This is a genomic window from Pseudomonas putida (assembly GCF_050990305.1).
GTDB classification, from domain to species: Bacteria; Pseudomonadota; Gammaproteobacteria; order Pseudomonadales; family Pseudomonadaceae; genus Aquipseudomonas; species Aquipseudomonas putida_AH.
On sequence record NZ_CP158817.1, the window covers coordinates 5,255,567 to 5,273,550 of the forward strand.

Below are 17,984 nucleotides of genomic sequence, written 5' to 3' on the forward strand. Positions count from 1 at the left end.
ACCCGGCCGCCTTCACGACGAAGCAAGGGCAAAACCCGCTAAACCAACACCAAGTGGCCAGCCACTCGCCCCGAGATGTGACGCCCACCACGAAAATGCACCATCACGGCACCAAGGCCTTGTGCAAAAACGCTGGAATGACCAATCGGAAACGATTCGTTCCACCTACAAGAAAGGACAATCTGTATGAATTCAGTACAGCGATTGAATTTTTTTGCACCAAAACCGCACAGTGCGTCTACGCTGACTCCTTCGAACATCCGCCAATTACTCACTGGCGGGGTGAACCGGTAACATTTTTGGTTGTCACGCAGCGGTAACAGGGTGGTCAACACGATGCAAAGAATGGAGTCAAGCCCATGCACCAGCAGGATGAAGCCCCCGGTTTTATGAGGCTTTTGCAGCATCAGGCAGCCTTTCAGAAAAAAACTTCGGCAGGTTACTGATTTGAGCACGTTTGTTGCATTCACACCCACATCGTCTATGAGGCACCGCTGGAAGTGGAAGCCTTGAGACTAAATAAAACAGTGGCAGGATAGCCCAATGGAGATTCAAACGTTTCACCAGGGACTCTTTTTACCGATGCATCCGCCTAGAAAAACAGCACTAAAGTTGTCAGCCCGGTTGCATCGAGGCCATAAATTTGCGACATCTAGCAAGCTGATTACGACACCGTCGTAAAGATGCTGAAAGGTTAGATGCGCAAGTATCGCCAATATTGTCGGCGTGATATAAGTTTGCGCCGACACAAAAAGAAAGAGCCGCCCAGATAATAAAACAGGTGGAGCGGCAGTACTCTTCTAAAAACCAAAGGAGCAAATCACGATGCGCGTGATGAAGTGGAGCATGATCGCACTGGCAGTTGCAGCAGCAGCCAGTACTCAGTTGGCAGTAGCCGCACCTTTCGTAAGCGACCAGGCCGAAGCCAAAGGTTTCGTTGAAGACAGCAAGCTGGACTTGCTGGTTCGCAACTACTACTACAACCGTAACAAGAAAAACGGCGCAACCGACGACAAAGACTGGACCCAGGGCATTCAGGGCGTGTTCAGCTCGGGCTACACCCAAGGCCTGATCGGTGTTGGCGTTGAAGCTTGGGGCCAACTGGCCATCAAACTGGACGGTTCCGACAAATACGCTGGTTCCGGCAACATGTCCGTGGACGATGATGGCGAAGTCAACAACAGCCAGGGCAAAGCCGGCGCTGCCGCCAAGTTCCGCATCTCCAAGACCGAGCTGAAAATCGGTGACATGCAGCCAAGCACTGCTCCAGTGTTCGCTGTAGGCGGCTCCCGTATCCTTCACCAAACTGCCAGCGGTATCCAACTGCAGAGCAGCGAAATCAAAGACCTCGACCTCGAAGGCGGTCACTTCTACTCGGCGACCAGCCAGGACAGCAACGGCCGTGACGGCAGCCTGTGGGCTACCTACGCTGGCGTGCAAGCCAACTCCATCGACTACTTCGGTGGCAAGTACGGCATCAACGAAGACCTGAGTGTTTCGCTCTACGGTGCCAAGCTCGAAGACGTCTGGAACCAGTACTACGCCAACGCGAACTACACCCTCGCACTGGGCGGCGACAACTCGATCAACTTCGACGGTAACATCTACAACACCAAAGACACCGGTAACGCTAAAGCAGGCGACATCAGCAACACCGCCTACTCCCTGGCTGCTGCTTACTCGTTCCTGAAAGCACACACCCTGACCCTGGCGTTCCAGAAGGTCAACGGCGACACCCCGTTCGACTACGTCGGTGTGGGTGACAACAACCGTGGTGGCGACTCGATTTTCCTCGCCAACTCCATTCAGTACTCTGACTTCAACGCCCCTGGCGAGAAGTCGGTACAAGCCCGTTATGACCTGAAAATGGCCGAATACGGCGTACCAGGCCTGAGCTTCATGGTCCGTTACGTGAATGGTTGGAACATCGACGGTACCAACACTCCATCGAACAGCACCTACACCGGTCTGTACGGTGCAGACGGTAAACACCACGAAACCAACGTGGAAGCCAAGTACGTCATTCAATCCGGCCCAGCCAAAGATCTGTCGTTCCGTATTCGTCAAGCATGGCACACCGCCAACTCCGACGAAGGCGAAGGCGATATCTCTGAGTTCCGCCTGATCACCGACTACCCGCTCAACATTCTGTAATCGCAGAAAGTTAGTTCGCGGTAATCAAAAAAGGCCCATCTTCGGATGGGCCTTTTTCGTTGGTGCGATAACAGTGTATTCAATCGATCAGATCCACGCAGAACTTGCCTGACCTACAAGTCAAACAAGGACGGACAGATCAATCACTGCACTGCTGACTCTTGAACCACACGAACAACCCGCTGTGGAAATGGGATGTCAATACCTGCCTTTTTCAAACGATCACGGGACTGTTCGTTAAACATGAACATCACATCCCAGTAATCCGCTGTCTTTACCCAGACGCGCAAGGAAACAGTGATCGAACTATCACCCAAGGTAGAAATGACAGCTTGAGGTGCCGGTTCAGCCAAAACACGTGGATCTTTGGCCAATTCCAACAATACGTGACGGGCCTTCTGCAAGTCCGCTTCGTAATCAACCCCCACATCAAACACCACCTTGCGGGTCGGCTGACGATTGGTGTTGGTGATGATGCCATTCGACAGGTTACCGTTTGGCACGATGATGGTTTTGTTATCGCCCGTACGCAGGACGGTGTGGAAGATTTGGATGCTGTCGACAGTACCGGCTACACCCTGAGCCTCGATCCAGTCGCCGATGCGGAACGGACGGAACAGCAGAATCAGCACACCACCGGCGAAGTTCGCCAGGCTGCCCTGCAATGCCAGACCGATGGCCAGGCCTGCCGCACCGATGGCCGCCACGAACGAGGTGGTTTCCACACCGATCATCGACGCCACGCTGACGATCAACAGAATCTTCAGAATGATGTTCGCCAGGCTGCTGATAAACCCTTGCAGCGCCAGATCGGCATTACGCAGGGCGATCAGACCGCCGAGCTTCTGCGTGACCTTGTTGATCAGCCACCAGCCGATAGCGAGGGTGATCACCGCCAGTAGCACGCGGCTGCCGTACTCCATGATCATCGGGATCCAGGCCTGGGATACCCTGACCAGGTTATCTACTTCAGCATTCAAGTCCATCTACGTTCTCCTGATTTTCCGGCCACGTGGCACGCGAAAAATAAACGGCAGAAAAGATCGAGCCTTTTTCGGGTCGACCGTTTCTACCGTTACTTGGGCCTCGGACGCCGAAAACGCCGAGAGGTTCCCGCTGTGTGTATCAGTCGCGGAAGTTGTTGAACTGCAGGGGCATGCCAAATTCCTTGGCCCGCAGCGCCGCAATGGCTTCCTGCAGATCGTCACGCTTCTTGCCGGTGACACGTACTTGCTCACCTTGAATGGCAGCCTGGACCTTGAGTTTGGCATCTTTGATGTGAGCGACGATCTTCTTCGCCAGCTCTTTGTCGATACCTTCCTTGAGGACGGCTTCCTGCTTCATCAGCTTGCCCGAGGCAAAAGCGTCCTTGACTTCCAGGCACTGCACATCGATCTTGCGCTTGACCAGGCACAGCTTGAGGATCTCGATCATCGCTTCAAGCTGGAAATCGGCTTCAGCGGTCAGGTTGACGGTCAGGTCTTTTTCCTTGAACTCGAAGCTGCCCTTGCCTTTCAGGTCATAGCGACGATCGAGTTCCTTGACGGCGTTCTCGACCGCATTGGTGACTTCGTGTTTGTCCAGTTCGGATACCACGTCGAACGACGGCATGTAGTTTCTCCAAATAAAAGGCGCACCGATGGAGCACGCCTGCTTGCGGTAAAAATCCGCGCTGATTATAACGGGTCTTTCCCATCATTCACTGCGAGCCGTCCATGCGCGCGTTAAACAGAGCAAAAAGCTGATGTCCACCACTTGGCATGTCCTGGGTGCCGGCAGTCTTGGCACCTTGTGGGCCGCGCGCCTGGCACGGGCCGAGGTGCCGGTACGGTTGATCGTTCGCGACGCTACGCGTTTACAGACCTACGAGGCTACTGGCGGACTGACACTGGTCGAACAGGGCGAAGCCCGGCGCTACCCGGTGCCTGCCCAAACCCCCGACAACCAAGAACCGATCAATCGCCTGTTGGTCGCTTGCAAAGCCTACGACGCCGAACACGCCGTAGCGCAACTGGCGCCCCGCTTGGCACCCGGTGCCGAGCTGATTCTGTTGCAGAACGGCCTGGGCAGTCAGGACGCTGTGGCGGCGCAGGTGCCGCAGGCGCGCTGCATTTACGCCTCCAGCACCGAGGGCGCTTTCCGTGATGGCGACTGGCGCGTGGTGTTTGCCGGCCACGGCTTCACCTGGCTGGGCGATGCCAGCCATCCCGTCGCCCCGATCTGGCTGGAAGACCTGAACGATGCTGGTATTCCCCATGAGTGGAGCACCGACATCCTGACCCGTCTGTGGCGCAAATTGGCACTCAACTGTGCGATCAATCCATTGACGGTGCTGCACGAGTGCCGCAACGGCGGACTGCAGGAACATCATTGTGAGGTCGCGACCCTCTGCGGCGAACTGACCGAGCTGCTTGAGCGATGCGGTCAGCCTGCTGCCGCCGAGAACCTGCAACAGGAAGTCGAACGGGTGATCCATGCCACCGCGGCCAACTATTCGTCGATGTATCAGGATGTCAGCAACCGGCGCCGAACCGAAATCAGCTACTTGTTGGGCCATGCCTGCAAAGTCGCCACCCGGCACCAGTTGAACTTGCCACACCTCAACCAGTTACAGCAGCGACTGATCGCTCGCCTGGACAGCCTTGGATTGCCCAGCGACTGAGCAGCGGCTACGCTGGCCACTTGTTCCTTTGCAGCGATAAACCTGATGCCATTGCGCCAGCGCCTTGAAAACCTTCCTGTCGGCCAGAAACTGCTGGCCGCCCTGTTGGTGCTGTTGACCACCGTCCTGCTGGTCGCCAACCTGACCTTTATCAGCGCCGCGTATTACATCTCCCAGGAAAGCATGGCGCCCCAGGCCCTGCAAACCATTGGCCGCCTGGTGTCCAATCCGAGCCTGATTTCCGAAGCACTGGCTTCGCCACAAAGCGCGCAACGCCTGCTCGATGAGCTCAACAGCTATTCACCGCTGCGTGCCGCGGCCCTGTATGACGGCAAGGGCGAGCGTCTGGCGCAGTTGCAGCATGGCGATCACCTGAACCTGCCGGAACGTTACCGGCACATCGAAGCCTGGCAAGCCACCGAGTTTCGCAGCAACCAGGTCATCACCCTGCCCCGTCCAGGCACGGCCCCAGGGCATCTACTATTGGTGGCCAGCAGCGAACTGCCCATGGCGTTCTATACCGGCACCCTGACCGCCAGCCTCGGCATCCTGATCTTCAGTGTGCTGCTATGGCTGGTGATCGCGCGACAGATCAAGCGCCTGATCACCCGGCCGATTCATCAACTCGAAGAACTGTCCCGCCAGGTAACCCGGGAGGAGAACTACGCCCTGCGCGCCTCCCGCGGCAACCACGACGAAATCGGCAGCCTCGCCGAAGCCTTCAACACCATGCTCTCGCGTATCGAGGCACGGGAGCAGCAGCTCAAGCGGGCGCGGGATGAGTCCCAGGCCGCCTATGACCAGGCCCAGGGGCTGGCTGAGGAAACCCGGCACACCAACCGCAAGCTTGAGCTCGAAGTCCAGGTGCGCAGCAAGATCGAGAAAAAACTCACCGGATTCCAGAACTACCTCAACAGCATCATCGACTCCATGCCCTCGGCGCTGATCGCCCTCGACGAACAGCTCTACGTGACGCAGTGGAACCAGGAAGCCAGCGCGCTCTCCGGCACTCGTCTGGACGAAGCCCTGAACCAGCCGATCTTCCTCGCTTTCGAGCCGCTCAAGCCGTTTCTTCCGCAGCTCAAACAAACCGTCGAACAGCACACCGTGGCCAAGATCGAGCGCGTCACCTGGGTCAAGGACGATGACGCCCGACATTACGCCCTTACCTTCTATCCACTGATGGGCGGTGCCGGGCGTGGGGTGGTGATCCGGATCGACGACATCACCCAACGTCTGTCGCTGGAAGAAATGATGGTGCAGTCGGAGAAAATGCTCTCCGTCGGCGGCCTCGCGGCCGGCATGGCCCACGAGATCAACAACCCGCTGGGCGCCATCCTGCACAACGTGCAAAACATTCGCCGACGCCTGTCCCCCGATCTGCCGAAAAACCTGGAACAGGCCGAACAGGTCGGCATCGAGCTGTCGACCGTCAACGACTACCTGCAAGCGCGGGAAGTGCCGCAGCTGCTCGATGGCATTCAACAGGCTGGCGCCCGGGCGGCGAAGATCGTCACCCACATGCTCAGCTTCAGCCGCCGCAGCACCCGACAAATGGCACCCTGCGACCTGCCGGCGTTGATCGATCAAGCGGTGGAGATCGCCGGCAACGACTTTGACCTGGCGATCGGCTTCGACTTCAAAGGCCAAGCTATCATTCGCCAGTTCGATCCAGCGCTGGGTCCGGTGCCCGGCACGGCCAACGAACTGGAACAGGTGCTGCTCAATCTGTTGAAAAACGCCGCCCAGGCCATCCACCTGCGCGAAGACGACAGCGAGCCGGGGCGGATCATCCTGCGCACCCGGCTCAATCCGCCCTGGGCGGAAATCCAGGTGGAAGACAACGGTATCGGCATGAGCGAAAACGTACGCAAGCGGACCTTCGAACCGTTTTTCACCACCAAGGAAATTGGCCAGGGCACCGGCTTGGGCCTCTCGGTCTCGTACTTCATCATCACCAACAACCATAAGGGGCAAATGGAAGTGCAGTCGACCCTGGGCCAAGGCACCTGTTTCACCTTACGCCTGCCCTTGACCGGCACCCCGGTCGTCTCTCAAGAACTCAATCAACTGTCGAGGTAACCCATGGGCTTTCGCCTGTCGAAGATTTACACCCGCACCGGCGACAAAGGCGAAACCGGCCTGGGCGATGGTCGCCGAGTGCCCAAGGATCACCCGCGGATCGAGGCCATCGGCGAGGTCGACTCATTGAACAGTCAGGTGGGCGTACTGCTGGCCGGGCTGGCGGCTGCAAGCGTCGAACATCCGGGGCTCAAGGAAGTGATCGAGGTATTGGCGCCCTGCCAGCATCGGCTGTTCGACCTGGGCGGTGAACTGGCCATGCCGGAATATCAGGCGTTGAACAGCGTAGAAATCGAACGCCTGGAAGCAGCGATTGATGTGTGGAATGAGGAACTGGGGCCGCTGGAGAATTTCATTCTGCCAGGGGGGTCAGCCTTGATCGCCCAAGCTCACGTTTGCAGGAGTCTGGCCCGCAGCGCCGAGCGACGGTGTCAGCATTTGAATACCGTAGAGCCCTTGGCCGGAGTTGGCCTGGCGTACATCAATCGGTTGTCGGACTTGTTGTTTGTCGTGGCACGGGTGATAGCTCGGCGCCAGGGGATTGCGGAAATTTTGTGGCAACCGGCGGCGAAACCGGAAAATTAAGCAGCGCACGTAAGGACGCCTTCGCGGGCAAGCCTCGCTCCTACGAGGTTTGGGTCGATCGCAATATTTGTGAACGACACAAACCCCGTAGGAGCGAGGCTTGCCCGCGATGAGGCCAGACAATCCAGCGCTGGATCAAACCTCAGGCCAAAACGCCCGAATTCCCGCCACACCCTGGGCACCCGCCGCCCAAGCCTTCTGCACCTCTGCCGGCCCAACGCCACCGAGCAGGAACACCGGTCGGCTAAAACCCTCGATCAAGGTCGAAGCCTGTTCCCAACCTAATGGCTGTGCGTCCGGATGGGTCAGGGTCGGCTGCACGGGCGACAAGGTCACGAAATCCACCCCCATCTCCTCGGCCAGTGCCAACTCTTCGGCGTTATGGCAGGAGGCCGCCAACCAGCGCGATGCGGGCAATGGCCGACCGGCAGCGGCGTACTTGCGCAACTGTGCAGAGGTGATATGCCAGCCAGCTGAAGGGAAGTCACCGAGCCACTCGAACGGCCCCTTGATCATCAACTGCGCCTTGCCGGCACACAGCCCCACGGCATCCACCGCCAGATCGCGGTACTTGGGGTCATAACCGTTCGGTGCGCGCAGCTGGATCAGTTTGATACCGCCGGCGATAGCCTTTTGAATCCCCCGCAGCAATTGCGGTGCTTCCAAGTCTTCCGGGGTGATCAGGTATTGTTCGGGCAACCGGGCCGCGGCGACGATGGGCCGATTAGCCTCGGGGAATTCGTACCCCGACAGTTCGCGCGCGGTCACCCAGGCCAGTGGCTGACCTTCGGCGCCGTGCGGCTCGCCGGTGAACGCCGAGACTTCCCAGACATCAAGCAACACCTGCTTGTCCGGGTAATCGTGGTGGACCTTGATCAATGGCCGCGCAGTGCTGACCACGATACCCAGCTCTTCCTTCAGTTCACGGGCCAGCGCGGTTTCGACCGATTCGTCAGCCTCAACCTTGCCACCCGGAAACTCCCACAAACCGCCCTGGTGCTGAGTGTCGGCACGGCGGGCAATCAGGATTTTGCCACTGCTATCACGGATGACGGCAGCCGCTACGTGTACGCGTTTCACCGCTCGATTTCCTCCAGTCCGGCCTTCTGCCAGGCCTTGAAGGCCGGCCATTGGTAGATGGTTTCAACATAGGCCGCGTCGACAGCCGACAACTTGACCTGATAGGTACGCAGGCGCACGGCGATAGGTGCAAAGAACACGTCGGCGAGGGTTACACGACCGAACAGATACGGACCTGTTTCGGTGGCTGCAGCCCGACACTCAGCCCACAACGCCAACATGCGCTCGATATCGGCCTGAACATCGGCCTGAACATCGGCCGGAACATCGGCCGGAACCGAGGCCAACGGCGCGTCATGGCTCAGGTCGAATGGCATGTTGCCGCGCATGCCAAAGAATCCGCTGTGCATCTGCGCACAGGCCGAACGCGCCTGGGCGCGGGCAGCCGTGTCTTTGGGCCACAAACCTTTGTCGGGGAATTGCTCAGCCAGATATTCGGCGATCGCCAGGGAGTCGGCAATGGTGCCGTGCTCGGTTTTCAACAGCGGGACTTTACCGGTCGGCGAATGCTTGAGCAGACGCTCGCGGGTGTCCGGCTGGTTCAGCTTGATCAGTTCTTCGGTATAGGAAGCGCCGGTCAGGTCGAGAGCCAAAGCGCCGCGAAGGGACCAGGAGGAAAGCAGTTTGTCGCCGATGATCAGGTGCAAGGACATGTTCGGGACCTTTTTTGAGGGGGACAGGCCGGCATTTTTAGTGTCTGGTCAGTCGTCTTCGCGAGCAAGCTTCGCTCCTACAGAAGCAGCATCGTACCCGTAGGAGCGAGGCTTGCCCGCGAAGGGGTCTTACGTCCGGTACTCGGCGTTGATCTTCACGTACTCGTGGGACAGGTCGGTGGTCCAGATGGTTTCGCTGCAATCGCCGCGTCCCAGTTCGATACGGATGGTGATTTCTTCCTGCTGCATCACCGCTGCGCCCTGGGCTTCGGTGTAAGTCGCGGCACGGGCACCACGGCTGGCGATGCACACTTCGCCAAGGAACACGTCGATCTTGCTCACGTCCAGGTTCGGCACGCCGGCACGGCCAACGGCGGCCAGGATGCGGCCCCAGTTCGGGTCGGAAGCGAACAGTGCGGTCTTGATCAACGGCGAGTGGGCCACGGTGTAACCAACGTCCAGGCACTCCTGGTGATTGCCGCCGCCGTTGACTTCAACGGTGACGAACTTGGTCGCGCCTTCACCGTCGCGAACGATGGCCTGGGCCACGTCCATGCACACTTCGAAGACCGCTTGCTTGAGCTTGGCGAACAATTCACCTTCGGCACGGGTGATTTCCGGCAGTGCTGCCTGACCGGTCGCGATCAGCATGCAGCAGTCGTTGGTCGAGGTGTCGCCGTCAATGGTGATACGGTTGAACGACTTGTTGGCGCCGTCCAGCATCAGGTTTTGCAGTACATCACGCGAGACTTTGGCGTCAGTGGCGATGTAGCCGAGCATGGTCGCCATGTTCGGGCGGATCATGCCCGCACCTTTACTGATGCCGGTGACAGTGATGGTCACGCCGTCATGCTGGAACTGGCGGCTGGCACCCTTGGGCAGGGTGTCGGTGGTCATGATGCCGGTGGCGGCTGCTTCCCAGTTATTGACCGACAGGTCGTCGAGGGCCGCTTGCAGCGCGCCTTCGATCTTCTCGACCGGCAGCGGCTCGCCGATCACACCGGTGGAGTACGGCAGCACCTGACTGGCGTCGACGCCGGTCAGTTCCGCCAGCTTGGCGCAGGTGCGCTCGGCGGCGGCCAAGCCCGGCTCGCCGGTACCAGCGTTGGCGTTGCCGGTGTTGGTCAGCAGGTAGCGTACGGCACCCTGCACGCGCTGCTTGGCCAGGATGACCGGAGCTGCGCAAAAGGCGTTCAAGGTGAACACGCCAGCGACTGTGGAGCCTTCGGCACAGCGCATGACCACGACATCCTTGCGCCCCGGGCGCTTGATACCAGCCGAGGCGATACCGAGTTCAAAACCGGCAACCGGGTGCAACGTTGGCAAAGGACCAAGACCAACAGCCATGAATGCGCTCCTTACTAGATGATGTCTGCACCGCGTCAGCAAGCGCGGTGGTTTAAATGGCAAAACGCCGCGACGGCATGAGCCGGTCGCGGCGCGGGTATTTCAGCGTTTGAACGGGTTTACTGGATCTGCCCGTGGCAATGCTTGAATTTCTTGCCCGAACCGCAGTAGCACAGCTCGTTACGGCCCAGCTTCTGCTCGTTGCGAACCGGTGCGGTGGCGAGGGCCACATCGACCTCCTCCCCAATCGGCTCTACATGCTCAAGGCCCGGGGCTTCGGCGTGTTCGAACTGCATGCGGGCGGCCAGTGCTTCGGCTTCCTGACGCAGGCGCGCCTCTTCCTCGGCCGGATCTTCGCGACGCACCTGGACGTGCGACAGCACACGAATCGAGTCGCGCTTGATCGAATCCAGCAACTCGGAGAACAGCGTGAACGACTCGCGCTTGTATTCCTGCTTCGGGTTCTTCTGGGCGTAGCCACGCAAGTGGATGCCGTGACGCAAGTGATCCATGGTCGACAGGTGGTCTTTCCACAGGTCGTCCAGGACACGCAGAACGATTTGCTTCTCGAAGGTGCGCAGCGCTTCGGCGCCCGCCTGGTCTTCTTTCTCGTTGTACGCCGCCATGAGCTCCTGCATCAGTTTCTCGCGCAGGGTTTCTTCGTACAGGTGATCGTCTTCGTCGAGCCATTGCTGGATCGGCAGCGCGACACCGAAGTCGCTCTGCAACGCAGCTTCCAGACCGGCGACATCCCACTGCTCGGGCAGCGATTGCGGCGGAATGTGCGCGCTGACGGTCGCGTTGAGCACGTCCTGACGGAAATCGGCGATGGTTTCACCGATGTTGTCGGCGGCCAGCAACGTGTTACGCATGTGATAGATCACTTTACGCTGTTCGTTGTTGACGTCGTCGAACTCAAGCAGTTGTTTACGAATGTCGAAGTTGCGGCCTTCAACCTTGCGCTGGGCCTTTTCGATGGCGTTGGTCACCATTCGGTGCTCGATCGCTTCGCCAGGCTGCATGCCCAGGGCCTTCATGAAGTTTTTCACCCGGTCAGAGGCGAAAATGCGCATCAGGCTGTCTTCCAGCGACAGGTAGAAACGGCTGGAACCGGCGTCGCCCTGACGACCGGCACGACCACGCAGCTGGTTGTCGATACGGCGCGATTCGTGACGCTCGGAAGCGATCACCTGCAAACCGCCCGACTCGAGCACTTGCTGGTGACGCTTCTGCCAGTCGGCCTTGATCTGGGCAATCTGCTCAGGCGTCGGGTTCTCCAGTGAAGCGACTTCCACTTCCCAGTTGCCGCCCAACAGGATGTCGGTACCACGACCGGCCATGTTGGTGGCGATGGTCAGCGCACCCGGACGACCGGCCTGGGCGATGATCTCGGCTTCTTTTTCGTGGAACTTGGCGTTCAGAACCTTGTGTTCGATACCTTCCTTCACGAGCAGGTTGGACATGTGCTCGGAGGTTTCGATGGTCGCGGTACCCACCAGCACCGGACGACCTGCCGCCATGCTTTCCTTGATGTCGTTGACGATGGCCGCGTATTTCTCGTCGGCAGTCAGGAACACCAGGTCGTTATAGTCTTTACGGGCCAGTGGCTTGTTGGTCGGAATGACGACAACCTGCAGGCCATAGATCTGATGGAACTCGAACGCTTCGGTGTCGGCCGTACCGGTCATGCCGGACAGTTTTTCGTATAGACGGAAGTAGTTCTGGAACGTGGTCGACGCCAGGGTCTGGCTTTCGGCCTGGATGTTCAGGTGTTCCTTGGCTTCGATGGCCTGGTGCAGGCCTTCGGACAAACGGCGACCCGGCATGGTGCGGCCGGTATGTTCGTCGACCAGCACGACCTGACCGTCCTGCACGATGTATTCAACGTTGCGATGGAACAGCTTGTGCGCGCGCAGGCCGGCATAAACGTGAGTCAGCAGCGGCAGGTTGTGTGCCGAGTACAGGCTCTCGCCCTCACCCAGCAGACCCAGACGAGTCAGCGCCTCTTCGACAAACTGGTGACCGGCTTCGTTGAGTTCCACCTGGCGGGTCTTCTCGTCGACGGTGTAATGACCCGCCTTGGTGACTTCGCCTTCGACCTCTTCGATGTGCAGCTCGAGCTGCGGGATCAGTTTGTTGATCTCCATGTACAGCTTGGAACTGTCCTCGGCCTGACCGGAAATGATCAGCGGCGTACGGGCTTCGTCGATGAGGATGGAGTCGACTTCGTCGATCACGGCAAAGTTGAGTTCGCGCTGGAATTTCTCTTCCAGGCTGAACGCCATGTTGTCGCGCAGGTAGTCGAAACCGAATTCGTTGTTGGTACCGTAGGTGATATCGGAGGCGTAGGCCGCGCGCTTCTCTTCCGGAGGCTGGAACGGCGTGACCACGCCGACCGTCAGGCCGAGGAATTCGTAGAGCGGACGCATCCAGTTGGCGTCACGGCGGGCCAGGTAGTCGTTCACCGTCACAACGTGCACGCCCTTGCCGGACAATGCGTTGAGGTAAACGCCCAGTGTTGCCACCAGGGTCTTGCCTTCACCGGTACGCATTTCGGCAATTCGACCTTCATGCAAGGTCATGCCGCCGATCAGCTGGACATCGAAGTGGCGCATACCCATGACGCGCTTACCGGCTTCGCGGGCGACCGCAAAGGCTTCGGGCAACAGCTTGTCGAGGGTTTCCCCTTTGGCGATACGAGCCTTGAACTCATTTGTCTTGGCACGCAATTGATCGTCCGAAAGGGCCACCATTTGCTCTTCGAAGGCATTGACGAGTTGCACCGTCTTGAGCATGCGTTTGACTTCACGCTCGTTCTTGCTTCCAAAAAGTTTCTTTAACAAAGGCGCAAACATATCGGCAGGATCTTCCACACTAAAGGGATGGAGGGCGGCCCCGTGAGTCGCCCGTGCAGCCCTCATGGCCGCATGCGAACGAGCATTCTACCCGGAAACGATGGTGAGGAAAGTGGCGTTATTCCACGATGCTGGCACAGCGCTGTGACGGGGCTCACTTAAAATAGGGGCAAATGGCTGAACTTCAAGTCATACGAGGCAGAAGTCATGGGTTGATTTAATGGGTAAATCGCGCGCAAAGCAATGGGTCGGGTGCAGGCGGTGCTTTCTGCTAACATGGCGGCTCTGTTACTTCAGGTGTCTGATCATGGCATTTCGCCCTCTCACGGCCAGAGCACCCGCCGTCCTGCTTCGCGAAGCCAAGCCGCTCAAAGCCATTCTTGGCCACGCCCAGCGCTTGGGCCATCTGCAACGCCTGCTGGAAAGCCAACTGCAACCCGCCGCCCGCGAACACTGCCATGTGGCGTCGTGGCGCGAGGGCAGTTTATTGCTGATCGTCACTGACGGTCATTGGGCCACGCGCCTGCGCTACCAACAAAAGCGCCTGCAACGGCAACTGCAGATGTTTGACGAGTTCGCCAACCTCACGCGAATCCTGTTCAAGGTGCAGCCACCCACCGTTCAACGTGGCGCTGTCGGACATACCATGGATTTGTCCAACGATGCGGCGCAGACCATTCAGGCTACGGCCGATGGCATCAGCGATCCGAATCTGCGGGCGGCACTGGAGCGGTTGGCGGCCCACGCCAGACCCAAGGTTTAAGAAAAGATCAAAAGATCGCAGCCTGCGGCAGCTCCTACACCGATCCTTGTAGGAGCTGCCGCAGGCTGCGATCTTTGGCTTTTTAGCGGCGTTTGCTTCCACCCAATAATGACCCCATCAGCCCGCGCACCAACTGCCGCCCCAATTGGTTGGCCGCCTGGCGCATCGCCGACTTCAATGCCTGCCCCGCCGCCGTCCCCAGAAACTCCCCGGCCTGCTCGGTAAAGCTCGGTTCCTGCGGTGCCGGCTTGTCGGGTACCGCTTCAGCTTCCGGCGCCAGGCCCTTGCGCCCCATCAGCACTTCATAGGCCGACTCGCGGTCAATGGGTTTGTCATACCGCCCCTTGAACGGCGAACCGCCAATCAGCACCGTGCGCTCGGCCTCGGTCAGTGGCCCGATCCGCGATTGCGGCGGTGCCACCAGGACCCGCTGGACCATCTCTGGCGTGCCCTTGTCCTGCAAGGTTCCGACCAACGCCTCGCCAATGCCCAGTTCAGTCAGCACCGACAAGGCATCGAACGCCGGGTTCGGCCGGAAGCCGTCGGCCACTGCCCTCAAGGATTTCTGTTCTTTGGCGGTGAATGCGCGCAAGCCATGCTGAATACGCAGCCCAAGCTGTGCCAGCACATCATCGGGCAAGTCGCCCGGCGATTGCGTGACGAAATACACGCCCACGCCTTTCGAGCGAATCAGCCGCACCACTTGCTCCAGGCGGTCTTGCAAGGCCTTTGGCGTGCCGGCGAACAACAAGTGCGCCTCGTCGAAAAACAGTGCCAGCAGCGGTTTGTCCGCGTCGCCACGCTCCGGCAACTGCTCGAACAGTTCAGCCAGTAGCCACAGCAGAAAGGTCGCGTAGACCTTGGGCGCCTCATGCACCAGTCGACTGGCATCGAGCAAATGAATGCGCCCGCGGCCGTCCCCGGTCGGTTGCAAAATGTCTTCGAGCTGCAGCGCCGGCTCTCCGAAAAGCGCCTCTGCGCCTTGCTGTTCAAGGGTCGCCAAACGTCGCAACAGGGCCTGACTGGAGCCGGTGGTCATCAGCGCGGCATCATCCCCGAGCAGTTCCGGGTGGTCCTTGAGGTGATTGAGCAGCGCCTTCAGATCTTTGAGATCCAGCAACAACAAGCCTTCACGGTCCGCAACCTTGAACGCGGCATACAGCGCCGACTGCTGACTGTCGGTCAGTTCCAGCAGGCTGCCCAGCAGTAACGGCCCCATTTCACTCAGGGTCGTGCGCAGTGGGTGGCCGGATTGCCCGTGAATGTCCCACAAGGTCACCGGATAGGCCGCCGGTTTGTGGTTCAGCCAAGGCATCCCGGCGATTCGCTCGGCGATCTTGCCCTGGGGGTTGCCCGCAGCACCCAGACCACACAGGTCACCTTTTATATCGGCGGCGAACACTGCCACACCGGCATCGCTGAAGGCTTCGGCCATGCGTTGCAAGGTGACGGTCTTGCCGGTCCCGGTAGCACCTGCGATCAAACCGTGACGGTTGGCCAGGCGCATGGCCTGGGAAATCGGCTGCCCGGAAAGATCGGCGCCGATAACAAGTTGCAGTGAGTCAGGCATTTGGTCACCCAATGGTTAATCTTTGTCAGGATCGGCCGATAGACATTACGACAGACCAGTCTGACAACTCGGTCGGATATTTCCCTAAGGACAGACGGAAATTCACTTTTTACCCATGCCTTGCCGCGTGCACCTGTAAAAACACGCCTCCGGCATATAAGACCTTAGCGGAACCCCAAGCCATGAACAAAAATCTGCGCTTCAGTCATAAGATACTGCTTGCCGCCGCGCTCATCGTAATTGCCACCTTTGCCTCGTTCTCGTTGTACAACGACTATTTGCAACGTAACGCCATACGCCAAGACTTGGACAATTATCTACAGGAGATGGGCAGGGTCACTGCCAACAACATCCAGACCTGGCTCAACGGCCGGACCCTGCTGATTGAAAACCTGGCGCAAACCGTCGCCTTGAATCCTGCCCCCGAAAACGTCTCCCAGCTGTTAGTGCAAAAATCCATAACCTCGACCTTTATGGGCGCCTACCTGGGTAGCAAGGACGGCACATTCATCATCCGCCCAGACAGCAAGATGCCCGATGGCTACGACCCACGCGCCCGCCCTTGGTACAAGAGCGCGCAAGGCACAAGCAACTCGGCCTTGACCGAACCCTATGTGGATCTGGCGTCTGGTCAATTGGTCATTTCCATCGTCGACAGTGTGATCAAAGATGGACAGAACATCGGTGTCGTCGGTGGCGACCTGAGCTTGCAAGTGATCGCCGACAGCCTTAATTCACTGGACTTCGACGGGATGGGTTATGCCTTCCTGGTCAGTTCGGATGGCAAGATCCTGGTCCATCCAGACAAAACCCTGGCAATGAAAACGCTCAAGGATGTGTATCCGCAGGATACGCCAGCCATCAGCAGCAAAATCAGCGAAATTCAGGTCGACGGCAAAACCCGTATCGTGACGTTCACGCCGATCAAAGGGCTGTCGTCGGTCAACTGGTACATCGGCCTGTCGGTCGACAAAGACAAAGCGTTCTCGATGCTCAGCGAATTCCGTACATCGGCGGTCGTTGCCACGGTCATTTCCGTGGTAATCATCATCGCCCTGCTCGGCATGCTGATCCGTATCCTGATTCAACCCCTGCACCTCATGACCCGCGCCATGGCCGACATTGCCGACGGCGAAGGCGACCTGACCAAACGCCTGACCATCGTCAACAACGATGAATTCGGCTTGCTCGGTACCGCGTTCAACCGCTTCGTCGAGCGTATTCACGGCTCGATCCGCGAGGTGTCCTCGGCCACCGGGCAGGTCAACGAAGTGGCATTGCGCGTGGTGGCGGCGTCGAACTCATCGATGTTCAACTCCGACCAGCAGGCCTCGCGCACCAGCAGCGTCGCAGCGGCGATTAATCAGCTTGGCGCTGCCGCCCAGGAAATCGCCCGCAACGCCGCGCAAGCGTCGAATCAGGCCAGCGATGCCCGCAACCTGGCCGAAGATGGCCAGCAAGTCGTGGATCGCAGCATTCTTGCGATGAATCAGCTGTCGAACATGCTCAGCGCTTCCAGCAGCAACATTGAATCGCTCAACAGCAAAACCGTGAACATCGGACAGATTCTGGAAGTCATCACCAGTATTTCCCAGCAGACCAACCTGCTGGCGCTCAACGCCGCCATCGAGGCGGCACGGGCGGGCGAAGCCGGGCGCGGATTTGCGGTCGTGGCCGATGAAGTGCGTAACCTGGCCCACCGTACCCAGGAGTCGGCGCAACAGGTACAGACCATGATCGAAGAGTTGCAGGTCGGTGCCCGCGAATCCGTAAGCACCATGAGCGACAGCCAGCGCCACAGCCAGGACAGTGTGGAAATCGCCAATCTGGCCGGCGAGCGTCTGAGCAGCGTGACCCTGCGCATCGGTGAAATCGACGGCATGAACCAGTCGGTGGCCACCGCGACCGAGGAACAGACCGCCGTGGTGGAGTCGATCAATGTCGACATCACCGAGATCAATACGCTGAATCAGGAAGGGGTGGAAAACCTGCAATCGACGCTGCGTGCCTGTGCCGACCTTGAGCAGCAGGCGGCGCGTCTCAAGCAATTGGTCGGCAGTTTCCGTATCTAGCGCAAGGACCGACCCCTTCGCGGGCAAGCCCGCTCCCACAATGTTTTGCGCAATATCCAAATGTAATTGCACATACAAAACCTGTAGGAGCGAGGCTTGCCCGCGAAGGAGCCCGCACAGGCACCACATGCCTGCCTGACACCCGCAAAACCCCACCCGAA

At 59.0% G+C, this 17,984-nt stretch carries 14 protein-coding genes and 1 pseudogene; 7 read left to right on the plus strand and 8 right to left on the minus strand.

What is annotated here, in order from left to right:
• Positions 1-38: 38 nt before the first annotated feature.
• Positions 39-470 (minus strand): hypothetical protein, encoded by a 432-nt coding sequence (locus ABTV22_RS23820; RefSeq protein WP_433736869.1) that lies wholly within the window; start codon positions 468-470, stop codon positions 39-41.
• Positions 471-825: 355 nt separating this feature from the next.
• On the opposite strand from ABTV22_RS23820, the gene ABTV22_RS23825 reads away from it, so the two are divergent.
• Positions 826-2,154 carry an OprD family porin gene (locus ABTV22_RS23825; RefSeq protein ID WP_433736870.1) on the plus strand — a complete coding sequence of 443 codons (1,329 nt, stop codon included), beginning with the start codon at positions 826-828 and terminating at the stop codon, positions 2,152-2,154.
• 143 nt (positions 2,155-2,297) lie between these two features.
• Here ABTV22_RS23825 and ABTV22_RS23830 read toward each other — a convergent pair whose 3' ends face one another.
• Together ABTV22_RS23830 and ABTV22_RS23835 are read right to left on the minus strand one after the other, a co-directional pair.
• Positions 2,298-3,140 carry a mechanosensitive ion channel family protein gene (locus tag ABTV22_RS23830; protein WP_433736871.1) on the minus strand — a complete coding sequence of 281 codons (843 nt, stop codon included), beginning with the start codon at positions 3,138-3,140 and terminating at the stop codon, positions 2,298-2,300.
• A gap of 139 nt (positions 3,141-3,279) precedes the next feature.
• Positions 3,280-3,765: a YajQ family cyclic di-GMP-binding protein gene (locus ABTV22_RS23835; protein WP_096509333.1), complete on the minus strand. Its 486-nt coding sequence runs from the start codon at positions 3,763-3,765 to the stop codon at positions 3,280-3,282.
• A 133-nt stretch (positions 3,766-3,898) separates the two neighbouring features.
• On the opposite strand from ABTV22_RS23835, the gene ABTV22_RS23840 reads away from it, so the two are divergent.
• From ABTV22_RS23840 to ABTV22_RS23850, 3 genes are read left to right on the plus strand one after another with little or no spacing between them, the layout of a single operon-like run.
• Positions 3,899-4,816, plus strand: coding sequence for a putative 2-dehydropantoate 2-reductase (locus ABTV22_RS23840; protein ID WP_433736872.1), 918 nt, complete (start codon positions 3,899-3,901; stop codon positions 4,814-4,816).
• A 45-nt stretch (positions 4,817-4,861) separates the two neighbouring features.
• Complete coding sequence (locus ABTV22_RS23845) at positions 4,862-6,898, plus strand: sensor histidine kinase (RefSeq protein ID WP_433736873.1); 2,037 nt, start codon at positions 4,862-4,864, stop codon at positions 6,896-6,898.
• 3 nt (positions 6,899-6,901) lie between these two features.
• Positions 6,902-7,483, plus strand: a complete 582-nt coding sequence (locus ABTV22_RS23850; RefSeq protein WP_433736874.1) for a cob(I)yrinic acid a,c-diamide adenosyltransferase — start codon at positions 6,902-6,904, stop codon at positions 7,481-7,483.
• Between the two features lie 135 nt (positions 7,484-7,618).
• On the opposite strand, the gene ABTV22_RS23855 is transcribed toward ABTV22_RS23850, so the two are convergent.
• The 4 genes from ABTV22_RS23855 to secA all read right to left on the minus strand — a co-directional run bounded on the left by ABTV22_RS23855 (position 7,619) and on the right by secA (position 13,418).
• Positions 7,619-8,563: a Nudix family hydrolase gene (locus ABTV22_RS23855; protein ID WP_433736875.1), complete on the minus strand. Its 945-nt coding sequence runs from the start codon at positions 8,561-8,563 to the stop codon at positions 7,619-7,621.
• Positions 8,560-9,216 (minus strand): glutathione S-transferase family protein, encoded by a 657-nt coding sequence (locus tag ABTV22_RS23860; protein WP_433736876.1) that lies wholly within the window; start codon positions 9,214-9,216, stop codon positions 8,560-8,562. Before ABTV22_RS23860 ends, ABTV22_RS23855 begins: the two co-directional genes overlap by 4 nt.
• 129 nt (positions 9,217-9,345) lie before the next feature.
• On the minus strand, positions 9,346-10,563 hold the full coding sequence (gene argJ / locus ABTV22_RS23865) for a bifunctional glutamate N-acetyltransferase/amino-acid acetyltransferase ArgJ (protein ID WP_433736877.1): 1,218 nt from the start codon (positions 10,561-10,563) through the stop codon (positions 9,346-9,348).
• Between the two features lie 119 nt (positions 10,564-10,682).
• Positions 10,683-13,418: a preprotein translocase subunit SecA gene (secA, locus tag ABTV22_RS23870; protein ID WP_433736878.1), complete on the minus strand. Its 2,736-nt coding sequence runs from the start codon at positions 13,416-13,418 to the stop codon at positions 10,683-10,685.
• 307 nt (positions 13,419-13,725) lie between these two features.
• On the opposite strand from secA, the gene ABTV22_RS23875 reads away from it, so the two are divergent.
• Positions 13,726-14,181, plus strand: coding sequence for a DUF721 domain-containing protein (locus tag ABTV22_RS23875; RefSeq protein WP_433736879.1), 456 nt, complete (start codon positions 13,726-13,728; stop codon positions 14,179-14,181).
• An 82-nt stretch (positions 14,182-14,263) separates the two neighbouring features.
• Here ABTV22_RS23875 and ABTV22_RS23880 read toward each other — a convergent pair whose 3' ends face one another.
• Positions 14,264-15,751, minus strand: coding sequence for a helicase HerA-like domain-containing protein (locus ABTV22_RS23880; protein WP_433736880.1), 1,488 nt, complete (start codon positions 15,749-15,751; stop codon positions 14,264-14,266).
• Between the two features lie 326 nt (positions 15,752-16,077).
• Here ABTV22_RS23880 and ABTV22_RS23885 point away from each other — a divergent pair.
• Together ABTV22_RS23885 and ABTV22_RS23890 are read left to right on the plus strand one after the other, a co-directional pair.
• Positions 16,078-16,917 (plus strand): annotated as a pseudogene (locus ABTV22_RS23885) (HAMP domain-containing protein); the annotation flags it as partial.
• Between the two features lie 141 nt (positions 16,918-17,058).
• Positions 17,059-17,823, plus strand: a complete 765-nt coding sequence (locus ABTV22_RS23890; RefSeq protein WP_433741494.1) for a methyl-accepting chemotaxis protein — start codon at positions 17,059-17,061, stop codon at positions 17,821-17,823.
• Positions 17,824-17,984 lie beyond the last annotated feature (161 nt).

Excerpts from the sequence above, each read along its gene's own strand:
- ABTV22_RS23825 (WP_433736870.1), top strand. The coding sequence starts at position 826 with ATGCGCGTGATGAAGTGGAGCATGATCGCACTGGCAGTTGCAGCAGCA.
- ABTV22_RS23830 (WP_433736871.1), bottom strand. The coding sequence starts at position 3,140 with ATGGACTTGAATGCTGAAGTAGATAACCTGGTCAGGGTATCCCAGGCC.
- ABTV22_RS23835 (WP_096509333.1), bottom strand. The coding sequence starts at position 3,765 with ATGCCGTCGTTCGACGTGGTATCCGAACTGGACAAACACGAAGTCACC.
- ABTV22_RS23840 (WP_433736872.1), top strand. The coding sequence starts at position 3,899 with ATGTCCACCACTTGGCATGTCCTGGGTGCCGGCAGTCTTGGCACCTTG.
- ABTV22_RS23845 (WP_433736873.1), top strand. The coding sequence starts at position 4,862 with ATGCCATTGCGCCAGCGCCTTGAAAACCTTCCTGTCGGCCAGAAACTG.
- ABTV22_RS23850 (WP_433736874.1), top strand. The coding sequence starts at position 6,902 with ATGGGCTTTCGCCTGTCGAAGATTTACACCCGCACCGGCGACAAAGGC.
- ABTV22_RS23860 (WP_433736876.1), bottom strand. The coding sequence starts at position 9,216 with ATGTCCTTGCACCTGATCATCGGCGACAAACTGCTTTCCTCCTGGTCC.
- argJ (WP_433736877.1), bottom strand. The coding sequence starts at position 10,563 with ATGGCTGTTGGTCTTGGTCCTTTGCCAACGTTGCACCCGGTTGCCGGT.
- secA (WP_433736878.1), bottom strand. The coding sequence starts at position 13,418 with ATGTTTGCGCCTTTGTTAAAGAAACTTTTTGGAAGCAAGAACGAGCGT.
- ABTV22_RS23875 (WP_433736879.1), top strand. The coding sequence starts at position 13,726 with ATGGCATTTCGCCCTCTCACGGCCAGAGCACCCGCCGTCCTGCTTCGC.
- ABTV22_RS23880 (WP_433736880.1), bottom strand. The coding sequence starts at position 15,751 with ATGCCTGACTCACTGCAACTTGTTATCGGCGCCGATCTTTCCGGGCAG.
- ABTV22_RS23890 (WP_433741494.1), top strand. The coding sequence starts at position 17,059 with ATGTTCAACTCCGACCAGCAGGCCTCGCGCACCAGCAGCGTCGCAGCG.